Here is an 18,441-nt window from a genome sequence, read left to right as displayed (position 1 = left end):
CTCTCAGCTTGCCGCGCCGGAACGGGAACGTTGGATGATGATGCCGGCACCGAAGTTGACCAGCATCGTGATGAGGAACAAGACCAGCCCGGCCGCCATCAGAGCAGACAGCTCAAACGGCGACGCCTCCCCATAGCGCAATGCGATCAGTGAGGAGATCGAGTTGCTGCCGGTCTGCAGAATGTGCGGCTGGATGACGAAGACGGGCGAGATGACAAGGTAGACCGCGATCGTCTCCCCGAGCGCCCGACCGAGGCCGAGCATGGCACCACCGATCATGCCGCCCATACCGAAGGGGTAAACCACCGAGCGGATCATCCCCCACTTGGTCGACCCCAGAGCCAGAGCACCCTCACGCTCGCCGATCGGAGCCTGCGCGAAGACCTCACGCATGATCGACGCGGCTACCGGGGCGACCATCATCGCTACCACTAAGCCAGCCAGGAAGGCGCTGGCGGTGAACACCGTCGGTGTCGCGAGGGGGTCCCCTGGATTGAAGTTGGGAACGTTGAAGATCGGAATCCACCCGAAGTAGGTCGAAATCCATTGGGCGACCGGCAGGATCGCCCCTTCGAGCCAGAACATACCCCAGAGGCCATAAACCACAGAGGGGATTGCGGCCATCAAATCGACGATACCCACCAGCAGCGGCCTCAGCCCCAACGGGGCGTACTCAGAAATATACGTCGCGGTACCGACCGCGAGCGGCAGGGCGACGACGATCGCGATCAGCGCAATCGCCACGGTGCCAAACAGTACAGCGGCAATGCCGAAACGGCCGGAGTTGGGTTCCCAGTCCTGCTCGGTGAGGAACGACGGCCCGGCCGATGCAATCGCTTCCGCGCCCCTGACCGCGAGGAAGAGCCCGACGAGCGTCATGATCGACAGCACCAGCACGCCACCACCGTGCGCCGCGACGCGGAAAACAGTGTCGGACGGGCCACGCACCGTGGTTAGCTGCCGCGGGCTATCGTCTTGGGGACGTGAGCCGTCGGAGACGTCAAGCGCCTCAAGAATGTTGGGGCCGCTCATGCGTCGAAGCCGTGAAGAGGGGGAAGGCCTGCTATCAGTGGAATCTGGCTGTACTCCAGAATCGCGCTGTGCGGCGTGTTCCGCGTGATCATTATCAGTTCCCCCTCGGCACCCGCCGACCGCGATCGGTCGGCGCTCTCGGGGCACGAAATCACGGATCTTTACTGACCGGTTTACGCCCCGCTAGCCAGTATGGCCGCCAGGCTCATGGCCAAATCTGTCTCACGCCGAAGATTTGGGTAACTGTCAACTGCACTTTGGCAGACACATAATGAACACTTCGGAGGAGGGGTAACGATTGTTTCGCAGCGGACATATAGGGATGGAATGCGAGTTGCGGATCGCGACTGGACCGCGGGCCAAGGCGCAGTATTCACGCCTGCCTGCCAGGGAGCTGAGCGTCACTCAAGCGCGTCGTCGCGGCGACCGGTGACGATGTCGGTGTTGCGCCGCACCGTCAGAGTGCGCTGCGTGCGTGCTGGGCGTCGTGCAACACGACACCCACTCGCCCGGTACTTCCCTGGGTAGCGATAAGGACCACGACCGCCAGGCCGAGCGAGACGGTCGCGACCACGCCGATGCCGGCCAGGGCACGGCGCGTGCGTCTGCGCTTGTGGTGGTCGACATATTCCAACACCTGCTTGCGCATCGCCGCGCGGCGCTCGGGCGATAGCTGCGGCTCGTTCACCGTGCGCCGCCCAACTTGCCTTTCAGCCGCGAACGCACTCGATTCAATCGTTTGCGCACCGAAGGTATCGAGATATCGAGGGCGCGAGACGTCTCGTCGTATGAGGCTCCTTGGCTGATGATGGCGTGGTAAACCTGCTGATCCAAAAACGGCATCGATACCACCTCCTCCTCAACTCGGTCCATCAGCATTCGCGAGTCCAGACGTGCATCGAGTAACTCTGCTTCAAGAACATTAGGTCCTTGATCGTCAAAATCCGTGGTGACTGGCCGACGGCTGGCGGAACGCAGTCTGTTGGCGGTCACATTTCGACACGTCATAAGCAGCCACGGCAAAATCGACCCGTTCACCATTCGAATCTTCGGGAGCTTTCGCCACGCAATCGCGAAAACTTCCTGGGTCACATCTTCAGCGTCGTCCTCACTACCGAGCTCGTGAGCGGCTTGAAGGAACACCGCCTCGACGTAGAGGTCGTAAAGGTCACCGAAAGCCCGCTCGTCACCACGTGAAGCGGCAGCGACGAGACGCTGATCCCCCGTCGCGTCCATCACGGGGACTATACCGCACCGCGCAGTCCGACAGACTGTGTCTAGTGAAAACCGTAGCCGTCAGGCGGCAGCCCGACGGCGGGTCATACGGTCGGTGACGAGCACCAGCGCGAGCGCAACGACCAGCACTCCAACGTAGACAATCGGCACCGTTTCAAGCCCGACGCTGTCGATCAGCATCGCGCCGAGGAGGGCGCCGCCGCCGATTCCGGCGTTGAACGCGGTGGTGTAGAAGGCGGAGGCGGTGTCGCGAATGCGGGGTGACGCGGCGTGCAGCATCCGCGTCTGCAGGAGCGGGGGGAGCGTGCCGAACGCCATCCCCCAGAGCACGAAGGCGGCGAGCGCGATGGGTAGGGTCGCCGTGAACATCGCCAGGATGGTCACGCTCAGGGCGCTGATGGCCAGGCCCAGAATCAGGCCGAGGCTCGGGCGCGTGCCGAAAACCGTTCCGACCAGCAGCAGTCCGACCGCGCCGGCCACGCCGTAGACGAAGAGCAGCGGGGCGACAAGACCCAGGTCGACGCCGAGCCCATCGAGCAGAAAGGGCGTGATGTAGGTGTAAAAACTGTAGTGGCCGATCATGGTGATGCCGGTGATGATGCAGATCAGAACGACCGCCGGCACTGTCGCGTCGCGCGGCGGTCGCGTCGTGGCTGCGGCAGCGGATGCCGGTGCGCCGGTCGAATACCGCGCCACCGGTGGCAGAAATTTCCAGACCAGAACCGCTCCGACGAGCATCAGCCCGGCGAGCACGACGAAGGAGAGCCGCCAGCCGAGCAGGTGCCCGCCCGCTGTGCCGAGCGGCACCCCGAAGACGAAGGCGAGCGTGCCGCCGGCGACCGTGATGGAGACGGCGCGACCGATCTGGGCTTTCGGCACGAGATGCCCGGCATAAGCACCGACCACCGACCAGAACAGCCCGTGCGCGACGCCGCCGAGCACCCGCGCCGCGACGACGAGCTCGTAGGTCGGCGCGATCGCGGTGAGAATATTGCTCACGGCAAAAATGACCAGCACGACGATAATCAGGCCGTGCCGGGGAAAGCGGCGGGTCCAGATGGCCACCGGCGCGCTCGTGAGCACGACCGTGAACGCGAACCAGGAGACCAGCAGCCCGATCTGGGACTGCGCCACATTCAGGCTGCGGCTCATTTCGGGGAGCAGGCCGGTCGGCAGCATTTCGCTCGTGACCGAGAGAAAAACGGCGGCGGAGAGGGTGATCAGCCCGACCCAGGGGAACGGAGTCGGGAATCCATTCTTCGCGTCGGACACGGCCGGGAGAGACCCGGTCGGCAGAAAGATATTGGCGGTGTTGGTCATGGCTGCATTCGAAGCTGGTAAGTCGGGGACGACCGGTGGGACCATTCACACCGAGATCGAAGCCGCACGACTACGCGCCGACGTGCGCGCCCGGGGCCGACTTGTTCAGTGCGACCAACACGTAGTCTACCCAAACAGGGTGATGCGGCAACCGGGAGGACCGCGGCATCCGCTCTCGTGCCGGGTATTCTGAGCCAATGACTTCTTCGACCCCGCATCACTGGGTAATCACGCTGGTCTGTGCCGACCAGCCCGGCATCGTGCACGCCGTCAGCGGTGCGATCGTGCAGGCGCACGGCAACATCTCGGAGAGCCAGCAGTTCTCCAGCGACGACACCGGACGCTTCTTCATGCGACTGCAGGTGCAGTCGCCCGCCACCCGGCCCGAGCTCGAGGCCGCGCTCGCGCCAGTAATCGAGCGCTACGCGATGGCGTCGATCATCGACGTCGTCGGGCGTCCGTTGCGCACGCTCGTGCTCGCCTCGTCGGCCGGACACTGCGTGAACGACCTGCTGTTCCGGCAGCGCGGCGGACAGATTCCGGTGGAGATTCCGCTCGTGCTGAGCAACCACGGCACGCTGCGCGACCTCGTGGGGTTCTACGGGGTGCCGTTCGAATCGCTGCCCATAACGGATGCCGCCAGCAAGGCCGACTTCGAGGCCCGCGTGCTCGAGGCGGTCGACGAGCTCGACATTGAATTGGTCGTGCTCGCCCGCTATATGCAGATTCTGTCGCCCGAACTCTGCGCGAAACTGAACGGGCGAGCGATCAACATTCACCATTCGTTCCTGCCGGGGTTCAAGGGCGCCAACCCCTACCGCCAGGCGCACGCGCGCGGCGTGAAGCTCATCGGGGCGACGGCGCACTTCGTGACCAGCAACCTCGACGAGGGGCCCATCATTGAGCAGAACGTGGTGCGGGTCGACCACTCGCGCACCCCGGCGGAGCTCGTGTCGATCGGGCAGGACGAGGAGAGTCGCACACTCACCCAGGCGGTGAAGTGGTTCGCCGAGAACCGGGTGCTGCTCGACGGGGCCCGCACGATCATCTTCAAATAGTCGGACGGGGCCCAGGCCCCGTCCGTGGGCCCAGCTTATAAACTGGGCCCGGGGCCCGGGCCTGGGCCCCGTCCGCAGTGCGGCAAGGAACGTCAGCCCGGAAAGCAGGGGTGCGACGCCTCGCTAAGATTGACGGGTGACAGATACGCGCGAACTGCCGAAAATCGGCCCCAACGACATGCTCCGGTTCGTGCTCGAACTCTTCGCCTTCATCAGCCTTGGAATCTGGGGCTTCCTCGCCTGGCCGCTCCCCTGGCCCGGCGTGCTGGTCGGCTTGGCCACCCCCGCCTTCGCCATTCTGATCTGGGCACTGTTCCGGTCGCCGAAGGCCGTTTTCCGCCTCGACGCGTTCGGTAAGGCCTTCATCGAGATCGCCATCTTCGGCTCGGCCGCGATCGCCTGGTGGGACCTTGGCTTTCCCATCATCACCGTGATCTTCGCCGTCGTCGCCACGGTCAGCGGCGTCATCTCGGGGCGCAAAGAGCTCCGCTAGGCCAACCACCTCAGGGCGGCGGCGACATCGGAGTCGGCGATGCCGTGCCCACCGGGCCGCAACACCTGCTCCACCGTCGCACCGCGCGCTTCGAGCAAGCTGACGAGCCGGTGCACACTCGACAGCGGCGCCATCGGGTCACTGTCACCGTTCAGCAGCAGCAGAACGGATGCCGCCAGGCCGCTCGTCGTGACCCGCGCGCCCGAGCCTCCCACCGGCAGACCGTCGAGCGGATGCATTCCGGAGAACGCGATCACGCGTGGCACCATCTCGGGGCGCAGCAGCGCCAGGGCGAGGGCGATGTTGGCGCCGTTTGAGAATCCGACGGCGACCAGCGGGCGATCGCCCAACTCGTAGTACTCACGCGCCCAGACCAGGAATCCGGCGAGGTCGTCGGCCCGGCGAGCCACGTCGTCGGTATCGAAAACCCCCTCCGACAGGCGTCGGAACCAACGATTCATGCCGTTTTCGACTACCCCTCCGCGCGGGGCGAGCACGGCGGCTCTGGGGTCGAGCGCAGCGGCCAGTCCGCTGATCTGCTGCTCGTCGCCTCCGGTTCCGTGCAGCATGAGCAGCACGGGCGCGTCGACGGAACCGGGCCGAAACAGGTGCGGCCATTCGGCCTGCGCGGCGCTCATTCGGTGACCGAGGCGGCAGCGGCGACCGGCGCCGCGGCATCCGCCAAACCAGGGTTGTTCTCGGCGGGCACGCTCAGCGGCACGACCGAATTCTCGATGGCCTCGCGGCTGGGCTCGAGCCACGGCGGAAGCTTGAGCGACCGGCCGAGTTCGAGCAGCGGCTCGTCGATGTCGAATCCGGGGGTGTCGGTGGCGATTTCGAACAGCACACCGCCGGGTTCACGAAAGTAGATCGAGGTGAAATAGTCGCGGTCGAGGATGGCCGTCACACCGTAACCGCGGTCAACGAGCTGCTCACGCCAGACTTGCTGGGTGGCACGGTCGGGCACCCGGAACGCTACGTGATGCACCGAGCCGCCGGCGGTCAGTCCCTGTTCGCCGGTGGGATCGGCGAGCACGTCCACGAGGTTGCCGGCGGCACCATCGCCGGCACCGACGCGAATGCGACCGTCAGTTTCGGAGATGACGTGCATGCCGAGATCGGCGGTGAGCACCTGCACGGTCGTCGCCGGGTCACGCACGGAGAGCACCGAGGAGTGCTGCCCGCGCACCGCGAACTCGGCGGGAACGGATGCGGAATCCCAGGGATTGCGCGGATCCACCGTCGACGACGCCACGAGATCGATCTGCAGCCCATCGGGGTCGCGCAGCGAGAGGCGTTCCTCGTGCGAGGAGCGGCCGGTGATCGCTGATTCCACGCCGATTGTGGCAAAGTGGTCCTTCCACCAGCCGAGGCTGCCGGCCGGAACCGAGAACGCGGTGGTCGTCGACTGGCCGGCGCCGATGCGTCCGCTGCGAATTCCGGTCCACGGAAAGAAGGTGAGGAGCGAGCCTGGGCGGCCGGAATCGTCACCGTAGTAGAGGTGGTAGGTGCCCGGGTCGTCGAAATTGACGGTTCTCTTGACCAGGCGCAAGCCGAGGCCGGTCACGTAGAAGTCGATGTTGCGTTGCGGGGCGCCCGCAATGGCGGTGACGTGGTGCAGTCCGCTGGTCTTCACGGTCATGAGGTCTTCTCCTTAGCGAATCAATCGTTCGATATTTATGCAAACGCATGTATCTAGGATTTCATTCCCCATTCTTGCCACGCCAGAGCGTTCCCACGTGGCTAATTCAGGAAATCGGCCCCAGATGCCCGGCGAGGTCCCGTCATCATGCGGAAGTTCAGTGGGCACCGCCGATCTTTCCTGAATTAGCCACGCGAGCGCGGCCACACCTGCGCGGCCGGCCCGGCTCAGGCGCCGACGCGCCGCTCCGACGGCATCCGCAGTGCGTAGGCGGCCGCAACGAGCAGAAACACCCCGCCGACGGCGAACCCGGCCGAGAACGAGAAGGTGTCGACGAGCAGGCCGGCCACCAGCGGACCGACGATGGCACCGGCATCCGCGCACATCGAGAACACCGACACCGGGCGGCCCCCGCGGGCACCGGCGGCATCGCCCACCGCGGCGGCCGGAGCGGTGCCCATGAACGCCGCGGCGACCCCGTAGACGCAGAGCAGGCCGCCGAGCACCCAAATGTTCGGCGCGAAGGAGATGGCCACGATGGTGAGCCCGGCCACGGCGAAAGCCCCGATGATGGCCGGTTTACGCCCGACGGTATCGACGAACCGGGCGGCCGGCGCCAGTGCAAGCGCCTGCGCCACTGCCGCCGCGGCGAGGGCGATGCCGGTCCACGAGCTCGTGCCGCCGAGCACCACGACCACGAACAGCGGAATGAGTGTCGTGCGCACGCCGAGGGAGGTCCAGCCCTGGGCGAAGTTGGCCAGGCAGGCCGCGCGAAAACGCTCGTCGCGCAGCACGGTGCGAAACGGCGTACGCACAGCGGATGCGTCAGCGCCGGCCAGCGCGCTGCCCCGCCCGCCCGAACGCAGCAGGAACAGCCCGACCAGGCCGGCCACCGTCAGGGTGCCGGCATAGAAGAAGAACGGAGCGGTGAGGGAGATCGTGGCGAGCAGGCTGCCGATGGCCGGCCCGGCCATGCCGCCGATCAGAAACCCGCCCTGGTAGAAGCCGATCGCGCGCGCCCGACGGCCCGGCTCGGCCGTGCGCAGCAGCAGCGTCATCGCCGAAACCGAGAACATGGCCGAGCCGATGCCGCCCGCGCCGCGCAGCAGCAACAGGTGCAGGTAGCTGTCGGCGGCGCCAACCAGCCCGCTGGAGAGCGCCACGATGCCGATACCGACGGCAAGCACGGTGCGTTCCCCGGCCCAGTCGATCAGGCGTCCGCAGGCGGGGCTGAACACGAAGCGCATGAGGGCGAACGCCGAGACGACCGCCCCGACCTCGAGGTTGCCCACCCCAAAGCTCTGCACGTACACCGGCAACACCGGAACGACGACACCGAACCCGACCATCACGAAGAACGCGATGACGCCGAGCACGATTACGTCGCGATTCAGTCGGGGCTTCGGGCTAGCTGGGCTCAGTTCGCGTACAGCGGATGCCCGGGGCCGCCCCCGCATCCATCCCGCCACTCGCATCCCTCCAGCCTAGGCTGCCGCGCTGGGCGCCGGGTTCGCCCTGGGCCCACCTTATGACCATGGGCCCAGTTTCTAAGCTGGGCCCGGGGACGGGGCCCGGGCCCCGTCCCGAGAGAGACGGGGCCCGGGTTCAGGCAGAGCGCGCGGGGCTACCGCACGATCAGCAGCGCCCGCGCGGCGCTGTTCGCGGCCGCGACCGCGTCGTTCCCGCCGTAGTGCCCGACCACCTTGTACAGGCCACGACCGAGCTTGGGCAGTGTCACACTGCCGTGCCCGTTCGCATCGAGCGCCACCCTGAAGCTGCGCTTGTCGACGGTCACGGTGGCCGAGTCGCCGACTTCACCCTTGCTGGTCACGGTGACGGACACGGTGACCCGGCTGGAGGAGAGAACGACCCGATGGTTGAGATTCACCACTACCCTCGCGGGGTACTTCACCCTGAGCCCAGCCGACGTCGCCGTGGCACTCGGCCCGCCTGTTGCCGTGGCGGTCACCACCACGGTCAGCGTGGTTCCGGCGAGCGCCCTGGTCGGCGTGAAGTTTGCCGAGGTGGCACCGGAAATGTCGACGCTGTCGCTCTGCCACTGGTAGCCGAAGGCGAGGCCATCGGTGTTCCACTGGCCGGGATCAGCCGTCAGCAGCGACCCGATCTCCGGGGTGCCGGAGATGCTGGGTGCCACCGTGTTCACCGGGGCATCCGTTTCGCCGCCTTCGCTCGCGGCGATGGCGAGAATCGTCGACGCGGCACTGTCGCCGTAGTCGACCACACCGAGGTACGGCGTGTTCGGCAGGAGGCCCGCCCAGCTCAGCGTGTAGGTGATCGGAACGCCCTGCGGCCCCTGAATCGCCGGCGGAGTCGCCGTGAATCCATTCGTGGGCTCCCCCGACGCAACCGAGAAGGTGTTCACGTCGAACGCGGTCGTACCGTTGAACACGTCCACGACAACCTGATAGAAACCGGCCTCGGGGTCGGAAAGGTCGACGCGCTCGTCGGCTGAACCGGTGGCCGACTGCCAGCCGGCAACCGGGTCACCACCGGCGCCGTCAAGGAGGAACACGAACAGGTCGAGGTCGGTTGAATCATCGACGGCGTCCAGGTCGAACCGGGCCAGCCGGCCTCCCTGGATCTCGACCTCGTAGGCGAACTGATCGCCGGTCGTACCCGCACCGGTGCGCGGGTCGAGCGGGTCGTCGGCGTTGTTCTGGTGCACCCCGTTGGCGAGGCCGCTGAGGTTCAGCGCCACCGGATCCGAGCCACCGGGCGCTACGGTCACATCGACCGTGCCGTCCACGCCGGCGCCGTCCACCTCGGTCGGGGCGACGACGGTGACCGGACGAACGGCGATCGGGCTGTGCACCACGTCGAAGAAGTCACCGGGGTCACCCGAACCGCCGTTGCCGAAGCCCCAGTCCAGCGAGCCGGTCGCGTAGACGTCGAGCGGGGCATCCGTTCGGGTGAAGGTCACCGTGTAACTCTGCTGCTCGCCGACCGCAGCGAACGTCATCTCGGCCGGGGAGACGACGGCGTCGATGCCGGGAATCTCGATCGGGGTGGCGGTGTAGGTACCCTCCCGAACGGCGGTGACCGTGCGGGTGATCGTCTCAGGCGCGGTCAGGGCTCCGATCTGAATCGACGGCAGGTTGAGGTTGCTCGCGTCGATCGGCTCCACGCCGGCATCGAACCCGATTCCCTGCAGGTAGGCCAGCCAGTCGACGGGGCCGCTCTGGTAAACCAGTCCCGGATAGTCGAAGGACGAGGGATTGACCTGCCCGGCCCCCTGTGCGAACGGGTCGGTCACCCGGTCACCATTGGCGTCGACCGTGTCTTTCGCGGTCGTCATCATGACCGATTTAATCTCGGACGGGGTCGCGAGCGGCCGGAAGCCCAGAATCAGCGCGGCAAGCCCGGCGATGTGCGGGCTGGCCATGGAGGTACCCGACAGAAATTCGAACGTCGGGTCGGCGCCTTGCGCATTCGGGCCGTCGGCCAAAATACTGACACCCGGGGCGGCGATATCGGGCTTGAGCAGGTCGCCGCCGTCGGCGGTCACCGGCCCGCGGGAGGAGAATCCGGCAACCTGGGGCACCGGAGTCTGCTCGGCGGTGGTGTTGTCTGGCGTGAACGTGACCGTCGCGCCATCCGTTGCCGCGTAGGCGAAGACCGGGTCGAAGGCGGGAGCGTCGAGGTGGATGCTCGGCACCGAGTGTTCGTCGGTGTCGACGTCGGCCGGTGTGCGGTTGACCAGCAGCATTCCGCTGCCTCCCGCCCGCAGAACCTCGGCCGACTTGGCTACCCGGTCGTAGACACCGCGCTGGCAAAAGACGATGCCGCCAGCTACCTTGGCCGGGTCGAGTGAATCCGGTGCGCACAGCAGCGCGTCGGCCGGGTCGAAGCCGTCAACCGAGACGAGGTCGGCTCGCACCAGATCATCGGAGAGCGGGGTGGTTCCCGGCGTGCGGTCGACCGTGATCGAGGCACCGGCGTACTGCGAGCCGTCGCCCAGGGTGGCCGTCGCCTCATACGACGGGATGGTCGTCGCCGCGACCGTCGTGATCCACGGTGACGCGTTGTCGAGAGTTGACTCCTCGGGTCCGGCATTGCCGGCCGAAGCGGCCACGAAGATGCCGGCTGCCGCCGCGCCGAGGAAGGCCTGGTCGGTCGGTGAGAACGTGGTCTGGGCCGGGCCGCCGCCGATCGAGTAGTTGATCACGTCGACGCCATCGGAGATGGCCTGGTCGATGGCTCGCAGAATATCGGTGTCCGTGCAGCCGTCATCGGTCGTGACCGAATTGTCGGGGCCGGACCAACACACCTTGTAGGCGGCGATTTTAGCGGCCGGAGCGACACCCGAAATGACGCCGAAGTCGACGCCGTTCACGTTCGCGGCAACGTCGACGTTGCCGCCGGCGGTGCTCGCGGTGTGCGAACCATGGCCGTCACCGTCGCGTGGGGAGACATATTCCCCGGTGGACGCGTCACCGATCTGGTCGGCGCCGAACCCGTCGAGAAAGTATCGAGCTCCGATCACCTTGGTGCTGCAGGCATCGGCTCTGAACTGTTCTCCGGTCTGGCAGGTTCCGGTGAAGGTCGTTCCGTCGGCCTTGTTCATGGTGATCGTGTCACCATCGAGCCACGGCTCGTCGCCCGGCGTCGTGCCAAGAGCGGAGCCGGCAAAAGATGCGTTCTCCGGGGCGATACCGGTGTCCAGAACGCCGATCACCACGCCCTTTCCCGCCCCGCTCGCTCCGCCCAACTTGGACCACAGTCCGGTCGGCCCGCTCAGCCGCAGATAGTCGGTCGACGACTCGGCTGTCACGTGGCGGAGGGCGTCGGGGACGACCGACACCACATTCTTCTTCACGGCGAGCGCAGCAGCCTGTTTCGCGGTCAGCTGCGCGGCGAACCCGTTGACGGCGAGCGTGTAAGAATACCCCACGGTCGCATCGACGGATGCTGCCACCTCCTGGTGCACCCGGGTGAGGTAGTCCGTGTAGGTCTCGGCCGAGCGGCTTTGGGCGTCCAGCTTGGCTCCGGCGCCCGGCATCGTCGCCGAGAAACCGTTGATTCCGCCCTGATACAGCGCAACAGCCTCGTCACTGAGGGTCACGATGTAGCGGCCGGCGGTGAAGTCCATGCGGGTGCCGTCGGGCGCGCTGATACCGCCGGCCAGGCCGGTCGCAGCGGCAGAGGCAGCCTGCGGTGTCAGTGCGCCGGCGGGAACGGTTCCGCCGACCAGTACAGAAGCGCCCACCAGGGCGAGGGTGACGGTGGCCGCGATTGTGGCGCGGCGGCGCGTACGGGATGTCGGCGCCGGGTTCAGCGCTGAATCCGGCGCCGACATCGTGCGCCTGAAGAAGGAACTCACGTGGTGTCCAATCCGATAAGGGTGCGAGGTGGTCTCGTTCCTGAACGGGAACGCTTCGCTGCCCCGATGCGCGGGACAGTCCGCTCGTGACCGTAGCGCGCGCGCCGCCCCCCGGATAGGGGCATTCCGCAGGTACCAACGTCGTGGTCCGCGGGCGGTCACGCGCAAACGCGCGCGGCAGTATCCACTCTGAAAACGGATGCCGCGGCGCGCGCCCACCTCCCGGCCCGGCTACCGCACCGTCAGGGGGCGACCGCCGCCGCCGATGCGGCCGGGGTCGGCGGCGCGGAGACCGGCGCCCGCCGTGCCGCCGCCCGGTCCCGCCGGCCCCCGATCGCCCGCAGCGCATTCAGAATTGTCACGAGGTCCACGACCTCCTGGCTGATCGCCCCCGCGGTTGCCGGAATCAGGCCGAATGCGGCCACGACCATCAGCACGACACTCAGCATGATGCCGAGCCAAATGCTGTGCAGAGCCACCCGTACGGTGTCTTTCCCGATGCGCACGGCACTGACGACGCGGGAGATATCGTCGAGCAGAATGACCGCGTCGGCCGATTCGCTTGCGGCCGTCGCCCCCTTCGCTCCCATTGCGATGCCCACGTCGGCGACGGCCAGCACGGGAGCGTCGTTGACCCCGTCACCGACCATGATCACCGGCCGCCGGGTGAGCGCTCGCACCGCCTCGACCTTGTCGCTCGGCAGGCAGTCTGCCCGCACGTGCACGATGCCGACCTGGCCGGCCACGTGCTGGGCGGTGGCGCGCGCGTCGCCGGTGAGCATGAGATTCTCCCGCACCCCCAGCCGGGCGAGATCGGCGACGCTCTGGCGGGCGTTGGCGCGCACCCGATCGCTCGCCACGATACTGCCCGCGAACCGCCCGTCCACGGCGACGTACATGGCCAGCTCGCCGCCGGCGAGGTGGGTGGCCGTGGCATCAGCTGCTTCGTCGGTGATGAAGGTGAGCTTACCGACCCGTACCGTGCCGTCTCCGAACCGGGCCTCGACGCCGAAGGTCGCGGCCTCGCTCGCCGAGTCCGCCGTGTGCAGCGTCAGGCCGCGCTCGTGGGCGGCCCCAATGACGGATGCCGCCAGCACGTGACTGGAATACTGCTCGGCTGACGCCGCGAGGGTCAGCAGTTCGTCGGCGGTGAAGCCGGCTTCGGGGCGCACCTCGGTGATCGCCGGCGTACCGTAAGTGAGCGTTCCGGTTTTGTCGAAGACGACCGTCCTGGCCCGGGACAGCGCTTCGAGCACGCCCGCGCCCTTCACGATGATGCCGTTGCGGGCGGCGCGACTCATTCCGCCCATGAACGCGACCGGGGCGGCCAGCAGCAGCGGGCACGGTGTCGCCACCACGAGCACCTCGGCGAACCGCACCGGGTCGCCGGAGAGCGCCCAGGCCAAGCCGGCGAGGGCGAGCGAGCCGACGGTGAACGGCACGGCGTAGCGGTCGGCGAGGCGCACCACCGGGGCTTTGCTTTTCGACGCTTCGTCCACCAGGGCGATGATCTGCTGGTACTGGCTGTTCGCGGCGGTCGCCGTCGCGACGATCGTCGCGGCGACCTGCCCGTTGATCGAACCGCTGAGCACCCCGTCACCGACTGCTCGTTCCACCGGAAGGCTCTCGCCGGTGAGCGAGGATTCGTCGAACGCGGCGCTGTCACTGTGCAACTGCCCGTCGACGGGCACGATCTCGGAGGGACGCACGAGCAGCAGATCCCCCACGCGCACCTCGGTGGCGGCCACATCCGTGGCCTCACCCGAGTCGGGGTCGAGCCGATGCGCAATCTGGGGGGCACGTTTCAGCAGCGCGTCGAGTTCCCGCGCTGCACGTCCGGCGGCGAAGTCTTCGAGGGCCGCCCCGCCGGCGAGCATGAGCACGATGAGCAGGGTCGCCACGTATTCGCCGACGAGAACAGTCGCCACGATCGCGATGATCGCGAGTAGGTCGATGCCCAGGCTGCCGCGGCGCAGCCGACGCAGCATCCCGACGAATTCGATCAGGGCCACGACGAGCCCGTAACCGCTGAACAGCCATCGCACCATCGATGCCGCATCGACGGCCACCAGGGCCAGGCCGAGCACCCCGACGACGATCGTCGTTGAAACAACGGGATACCTCAGGGCGAAGGCCGGGATGCGGGTCATGGACTGAGTCTGGTCCCTGCGCGCCCCGGTCGCCAGTCGGCCTCGAGCGCAGGCTCGCCCGGGCGGGTGCACGCCGAGCCGCACCGGCATCCGCTCATGAACGCGCGAAGGCCCCGACCAGGTGCGGTCGGGGCCTTCGTGGTACGGCTGGTGCGGGTTATGCCAGGCGGGTCTGCAAGTTCTCGGCGAGCGAGGCGAGGAACTCTTCGGTGGTCTGGTAGCCCTGGTCGGGGCCGACCAGCAGCGCGAGGTCCTTGGTCATCTTGCCGCTTTCCACGGTCTTGATGACGACGTCTTCGAGGGTCAGCGCGAACTCCGCCAGGGCCGGGTTGTTGTCAAGCTTCGCGCGGTGTGACAGGCCGCGGGTCCAGGCGTAGATCGACGCGATCGGGTTGGTCGAGGTGGGCTTGCCGAGCTGATGCTGGCGATAGTGACGCGTCACGGTACCGTGGGCGGCCTCAGCTTCGACAATCTTGCCGTCGGGGGTGGAGAGCACGCTGGTCATGAGGCCGAGCGAGCCGAAGCCCTGGGCGACGGTGTCGGACTGAACGTCGCCGTCATAGTTCTTGCAGGCCCAGAGGTAGCCGCCCTCCCACTTCATGGCCGAAGCGACCATGTCGTCGATGAGGCGGTGCTCGTAGCTGAGGCCAGCCGCCTCGTAGGCGGTCTTGAACTCGGCGTCGAAGATGTCCTGAAAGATGTCCTTGAACCGACCGTCGTAGGCCTTGAGGATGGTGTTCTTGGTCGAGAGGAAGACGGGCACGTTACGCTCGAGGCCGTAGGCCAGGGTAGCGCGGGCGAAGTCGGTGATCGACGAGTCGAGGTTGTACATGCCCATGGCCACGCCGTCGCCGGGAGCTTCGAACACCTCGAACGTCGAGGGCTCGCTGCCGTCCTGCGGGGTGAAGGTCATGCTGAGCGTGCCCTTGCCCTTGAACCGAAAGTTGGTGGCCTTGTACTGGTCGCCGTAGGCGTGGCGGCTGATGATGATCGGCTTGTTCCAGCCCGGAACCAGGCGCGGGATGTTGGAGATGACGATCGGCTCGCGAAAGATGGTGCCGCCGAGGATGTTGCGAATGGTGCCGTTCGGCGAGAGCCACATCTTCTTGAGGCCGAACTCTTCCACCCGAGCTTCGTCGGGCGTGATGGTCGCGCACTTCACGCCGACGCCGTGCTTCTGGATGGCATGGGCGGCGTCGATCGTGACCTGGTCGTTGGTTTCGTCGCGCTTCTGAATCGAGAGGTCGTAGTACTCGAGGTCAATATCGAGGTACGGGTGAATGAGCGTTTCCTTGATGGCGTGCCAGATGATGCGGGTCATCTCGTCGCCATCGAGCTCGACAACTGTTCCCTCAACCTTGATCTTCGACAAAAATTTCTCCTCTTTACTCAGTGTGGCCGTCACGACCATCGTCAAGCTTACTAGAAGCCCGCAACTGTCTTGACATCGAGATAAATTCCCACGTGAATTGCGGGTGTCGAAGCGGTACTCGACTACCGGCGACCTCGGGCGCACGTTAGCCTGAAGACATGGGTGAGCTGACGCTGGAAGAATTATCCGCACGTAACATCGTTGCGGCCAACAACCTGAGCCTCAAGCCGGGCCAGGAGCAATTCATCGCACCGGTCTCGTACTCGGTCGCCGCGTCGGTGATCAACCCGGCCACGTCGTGGCAGCGCGTGGTACTTCTCGACGGCGTCGTCGCTGGTTTCATCCACGGCAACTTCGACCCCACCTCCGAACACGAAGAGTTTCGGGCCTGCATCTGGCGCATCAACGTCAACGCCGAGACGCAGGGGCAGGGTGTCGGCAAGTTCGCCGCCGAAGCGCTGGCCGCCGAAGCCCGCGACCGTGGTTTCGACCACGTCAACGTCATCTGGGAGCCCGGCGCCGACGGCCCCGAGGCCTTCTTCCACCGACTCGGTTTCGTCGATGTCGGCGAAACCCAGTACGGCGAGGTCATCGGCTCCCTGAAGCTCTAATCGTTCCGGTGAACGAGCCCGACGACTTCGTGTCCCGGGTGCTCGGCGTCGTCGAATCGATCCCACCGGGGCGCGTGATGACCTACGGCGGCGTGGCCGCGCAGCTCGGTTCCCTCGCGGCCCGCGCCGTCGGGCAGGTAATGGCCCGCTACGGTTCCGACGTCGCCTGGTGGAGGGTCATTCGCGCCGGCGGGCATCCGCCGAGCGGGCATGAGGCCCAGGCGCTGCCGCACTATCGCGCCGAGAATACGCCGTTGCTCGCCACGCAAACGGATGCCGCCTACCGGATCGACTACGCCGCCGCCCACTGGTCACCGCCCGCCTGACGAAGTCCACGCAAACGGATGCCGCGAACCTCGCAGAGTGACTACGCCGCCGCCCGCTTGACGGCGCCGGGCCAAAGGGCCCGGCACCGACGCAGCGTTTCGACCGGCCTCGGCGGGTCAGCCCTGGGGCGCTCCAACCGATTCAGGAGCCGGTTCGGTCGGGCCCTGGTCCAGCCGGAACGGCGGGTAGTCGTCGCGCAGCAACGCCGTGTAGGTGATGACACGAAAGACCCAGCGGTTGACGCCCATGATGAAATTGAACAGCGGCCGCTGATACCGGCCGGTGAACAGCAGAATGACCCCGGCGACCACGACGAGCAGTCCCAGCAGCGAGACCTCGTCGGTTCCGCCGATACCGGCTCCGTCATCGCCGCGCCACGGGTCGGCCCAGGTCGACATGCCGCCGACGAGCACCGTGAGCAGCACGAGGTGCGGGATGGCGAGCAGCCAGCTCTTCACGAGCACGAGCCCGCGCGACAGCCGCTCGGGATACTCGACGTCGAAGTCCGCCGGGTAGTCGGTGCGCGCGAGCGTGAACGGCGGGTAGCGGTCGGTGCCGAGAGCGGAATAGGCGTAGAAGGACACCCGCCAGCTCCAGCGAAGCACTCCCACATTGAAGTGAAAGATCGAGCGCGGGTAGCGACCGGTGAATAAGATGGCAAACGCCGCCACGATCGTGGTGACCAGGAACGCGAACCACAGGCAGGCCAGCAGCACGAAGTGCGGAACGGCCAGCAGCCACTTGATCAGCCACAGGCCGCGCGAGAGCACGGGGTCGAGATGACCGGTCAGCGTTGCCGGCGAGATCGGTTTCAATGACGCATCCGCCCCAACGGATGCCGGCGCTACCGCCGCCGCCAGCGGCGGGGTGACCGGGCCGGTCGCATCCACTCGGCCAAAGGCCGGCGGCTGCGGTGACGCGACCGCAATACCGGGCGTGCGCGGCGCCGGGGCGAGGTTACGGCCGAGGCCGATGGCTCCGGCGACGACCAGTAAGACACCGATCAGAAAGAGGATGCCGCCACCCACGAGAAGTCCCACCGCGATCGGACCGAGCAGGTCGGTGTGCACACCGGCGGCAAGGTTCACCGCGACTCCTTCGCTCGCGTCGGCGTTCATGACGACAACAGACCAGTTTCCCGCAGCGGGCTTCCAGATGATCTCCTGCGTGCCGGCGCCCGAGGCAGATTCGGTCCAAAAACTCTCGTCGGTGGGAGCGCCCGGCGTTTGAGTTCCGGGAACGTTCAGGTAGTCGTCCCGAAACGGCCGACTCTCCACCTCGCGCAGTTCGCTGTGGTTCACGTCAGCGAGATACGCGTCGACGTCGGCGCGCGGTGCGATGCCGATGAACACGTCCCGATCGGAGTCGACCGCGGTTGCCTGCAGGCGCACGGTGGCGAGGTCGAATCCGACCCCGGTCGGCACGCCGAAGTCCATTCCGACATCGAGCTTCGGCGTGGTGATCGCATAGGAATCGACAGCGAAGGTCTCCGCCGGCGAGGTGAAGTAGCCGTCGTCCTGCTGGGAGGCCGTCACAACGGCGAGCGCCGTTCCGCCCGTGAGCATGCCGGCGCCGACCAGGCCCAGCACCGTGCCCAGCACGAGCATGATGATCGCTCCGGGTCGCGCTCCCGAGCGTGAGCGCGGGGTTTGACCGGGCGGGGTTTGGTTGGGGGGAGTCGGGTGGGGGGAAGTCGGGTTGGGTGGCGTGATACTGCTCATCGTCTGGCAGCCTTTCTGGTGCGGTGCATGTGGAAGGACCACACGCGCGCCTCCAGCATCCCGCACCTCCCCCGATCGCACTAGTGACCAAAGACCCGATAAGTCGCGGGGTCTTAAAGCGAGGGACCCGCCCGGCGC

At 66.8% G+C, this 18,441-nt stretch carries 15 protein-coding genes; 4 read left to right on the top strand and 11 right to left on the bottom strand.

Annotated elements, in window-relative coordinates; genetic code table 11:
* Positions 1-3: 3 nt before the first annotated feature.
* The 4 genes from pstC to BMW72_RS03825 all read right to left on the bottom strand — a co-directional run bounded on the left by pstC (position 4) and on the right by BMW72_RS03825 (position 3,588).
* Complete coding sequence (gene pstC, locus BMW72_RS03840; RefSeq protein ID WP_092107414.1) at positions 4-1,032, bottom strand: phosphate ABC transporter permease subunit PstC; 1,029 nt, start codon at positions 1,030-1,032, stop codon at positions 4-6.
* Between the two features lie 457 nt (positions 1,033-1,489).
* The gene (locus BMW72_RS03835; protein WP_092107412.1) at positions 1,490-1,720 is read right to left on the bottom strand and encodes a hypothetical protein; all 231 of its coding nucleotides are present in this window, start codon (positions 1,718-1,720) and stop codon (positions 1,490-1,492) included.
* Positions 1,717-2,268: an RNA polymerase sigma factor gene (locus BMW72_RS03830; RefSeq protein ID WP_134361045.1), complete on the bottom strand. Its 552-nt coding sequence runs from the start codon at positions 2,266-2,268 to the stop codon at positions 1,717-1,719. Before BMW72_RS03830 ends, BMW72_RS03835 begins: the two co-directional genes overlap by 4 nt.
* Positions 2,269-2,328: 60 nt before the next feature.
* Positions 2,329-3,588 carry an MFS transporter gene (locus BMW72_RS03825; protein ID WP_092107408.1) on the bottom strand — a complete coding sequence of 420 codons (1,260 nt, stop codon included), beginning with the start codon at positions 3,586-3,588 and terminating at the stop codon, positions 2,329-2,331.
* 197 nt (positions 3,589-3,785) lie between these two features.
* On the opposite strand from BMW72_RS03825, the gene purU reads away from it, so the two are divergent.
* Both purU and BMW72_RS03815 read left to right on the top strand, forming a co-directional pair.
* Complete coding sequence (gene purU, locus BMW72_RS03820; RefSeq protein WP_092107405.1) at positions 3,786-4,646, top strand: formyltetrahydrofolate deformylase; 861 nt, start codon at positions 3,786-3,788, stop codon at positions 4,644-4,646.
* Between the two features lie 136 nt (positions 4,647-4,782).
* On the top strand, positions 4,783-5,139 hold the full coding sequence (locus tag BMW72_RS03815; RefSeq protein WP_241983945.1) for a YrdB family protein: 357 nt from the start codon (positions 4,783-4,785) through the stop codon (positions 5,137-5,139).
* Here BMW72_RS03815 and BMW72_RS03810 read toward each other — a convergent pair.
* From BMW72_RS03810 to BMW72_RS03785, 6 genes are all read right to left on the bottom strand, one after another.
* A complete protein-coding gene (locus tag BMW72_RS03810; protein WP_092107403.1) occupies positions 5,136-5,777 on the bottom strand; it encodes an alpha/beta hydrolase in 642 nt (213 codons plus the stop codon). The genes BMW72_RS03815 and BMW72_RS03810 overlap by 4 nt on opposite strands.
* A complete protein-coding gene (locus BMW72_RS03805) occupies positions 5,774-6,781 on the bottom strand; it encodes a ring-cleaving dioxygenase (protein ID WP_092107401.1) in 1,008 nt (335 codons plus the stop codon). The genes BMW72_RS03810 and BMW72_RS03805 overlap by 4 nt, the downstream gene beginning before the upstream one ends.
* Before the next feature lie 227 nt (positions 6,782-7,008).
* Positions 7,009-8,256, bottom strand: coding sequence for an MFS transporter (locus tag BMW72_RS03800; protein WP_241983944.1), 1,248 nt, complete (start codon positions 8,254-8,256; stop codon positions 7,009-7,011).
* A gap of 149 nt (positions 8,257-8,405) precedes the next feature.
* Entirely contained in the window at positions 8,406-12,122 is a 3,717-nt protein-coding gene (locus BMW72_RS03795) for a S8 family serine peptidase (protein WP_241983943.1), read from the bottom strand.
* 242 nt (positions 12,123-12,364) lie between these two features.
* The gene (locus BMW72_RS03790; RefSeq protein ID WP_092107395.1) at positions 12,365-14,272 is read right to left on the bottom strand and encodes a heavy metal translocating P-type ATPase; all 1,908 of its coding nucleotides are present in this window, start codon (positions 14,270-14,272) and stop codon (positions 12,365-12,367) included.
* Between the two features lie 157 nt (positions 14,273-14,429).
* A complete protein-coding gene (locus tag BMW72_RS03785; protein WP_092107621.1) occupies positions 14,430-15,644 on the bottom strand; it encodes an NADP-dependent isocitrate dehydrogenase in 1,215 nt (404 codons plus the stop codon).
* A 158-nt stretch (positions 15,645-15,802) separates the two neighbouring features.
* Here BMW72_RS03785 and BMW72_RS03780 point away from each other — a divergent pair, with 158 nt between their 5' ends.
* Together BMW72_RS03780 and BMW72_RS03775 are read left to right on the top strand one after the other, a co-directional pair.
* Positions 15,803-16,255, top strand: coding sequence for a GNAT family N-acetyltransferase (locus BMW72_RS03780; protein ID WP_092107393.1), 453 nt, complete (start codon positions 15,803-15,805; stop codon positions 16,253-16,255).
* A gap of 8 nt (positions 16,256-16,263) precedes the next feature.
* Entirely contained in the window at positions 16,264-16,581 is a 318-nt protein-coding gene (locus BMW72_RS03775) for an MGMT family protein (protein ID WP_422386310.1), read from the top strand.
* A 117-nt stretch (positions 16,582-16,698) separates the two neighbouring features.
* Here BMW72_RS03775 and BMW72_RS03770 read toward each other — a convergent pair whose 3' ends face one another.
* Positions 16,699-18,303 carry a DUF4389 domain-containing protein gene (locus BMW72_RS03770; RefSeq protein WP_198416336.1) on the bottom strand — a complete coding sequence of 535 codons (1,605 nt, stop codon included), beginning with the start codon at positions 18,301-18,303 and terminating at the stop codon, positions 16,699-16,701.
* Positions 18,304-18,441: the final 138 nt, after the last annotated feature.

The organism is Cryobacterium luteum (assembly GCF_900110125.1).
Taxonomy (GTDB): domain Bacteria; phylum Actinomycetota; class Actinomycetes; order Actinomycetales; family Microbacteriaceae; genus Cryobacterium; species Cryobacterium luteum.
Note: the sequence above shows the minus strand (reverse complement) of the source record. Positions and strands in the feature narration are given on the sequence as shown.

What these genes read in the sequence shown, in the direction of transcription:
- pstC (WP_092107414.1), bottom strand. Translation starts at nt 1,032, where the DNA reads ATGAGCGGCCCCAACATTCTTGAGGCGCTTGACGTCTCCGACGGCTCA.
- BMW72_RS03830 (WP_134361045.1), bottom strand. Translation starts at nt 2,268, where the DNA reads ATGGACGCGACGGGGGATCAGCGTCTCGTCGCTGCCGCTTCACGTGGT.
- BMW72_RS03825 (WP_092107408.1), bottom strand. Translation starts at nt 3,588, where the DNA reads ATGACCAACACCGCCAATATCTTTCTGCCGACCGGGTCTCTCCCGGCC.
- purU (WP_092107405.1), top strand. Translation starts at nt 3,786, where the DNA reads ATGACTTCTTCGACCCCGCATCACTGGGTAATCACGCTGGTCTGTGCC.
- BMW72_RS03810 (WP_092107403.1), bottom strand. Translation starts at nt 5,777, where the DNA reads ATGAGCGCCGCGCAGGCCGAATGGCCGCACCTGTTTCGGCCCGGTTCC.
- BMW72_RS03805 (WP_092107401.1), bottom strand. Translation starts at nt 6,781, where the DNA reads ATGACCGTGAAGACCAGCGGACTGCACCACGTCACCGCCATTGCGGGC.
- BMW72_RS03800 (WP_241983944.1), bottom strand. Translation starts at nt 8,256, where the DNA reads ATGCGAGTGGCGGGATGGATGCGGGGGCGGCCCCGGGCATCCGCTGTA.
- BMW72_RS03790 (WP_092107395.1), bottom strand. Translation starts at nt 14,272, where the DNA reads ATGACCCGCATCCCGGCCTTCGCCCTGAGGTATCCCGTTGTTTCAACG.
- BMW72_RS03780 (WP_092107393.1), top strand. Translation starts at nt 15,803, where the DNA reads ATGGGTGAGCTGACGCTGGAAGAATTATCCGCACGTAACATCGTTGCG.
- BMW72_RS03770 (WP_198416336.1), bottom strand. Translation starts at nt 18,303, where the DNA reads ATGAGCAGTATCACGCCACCCAACCCGACTTCCCCCCACCCGACTCCC.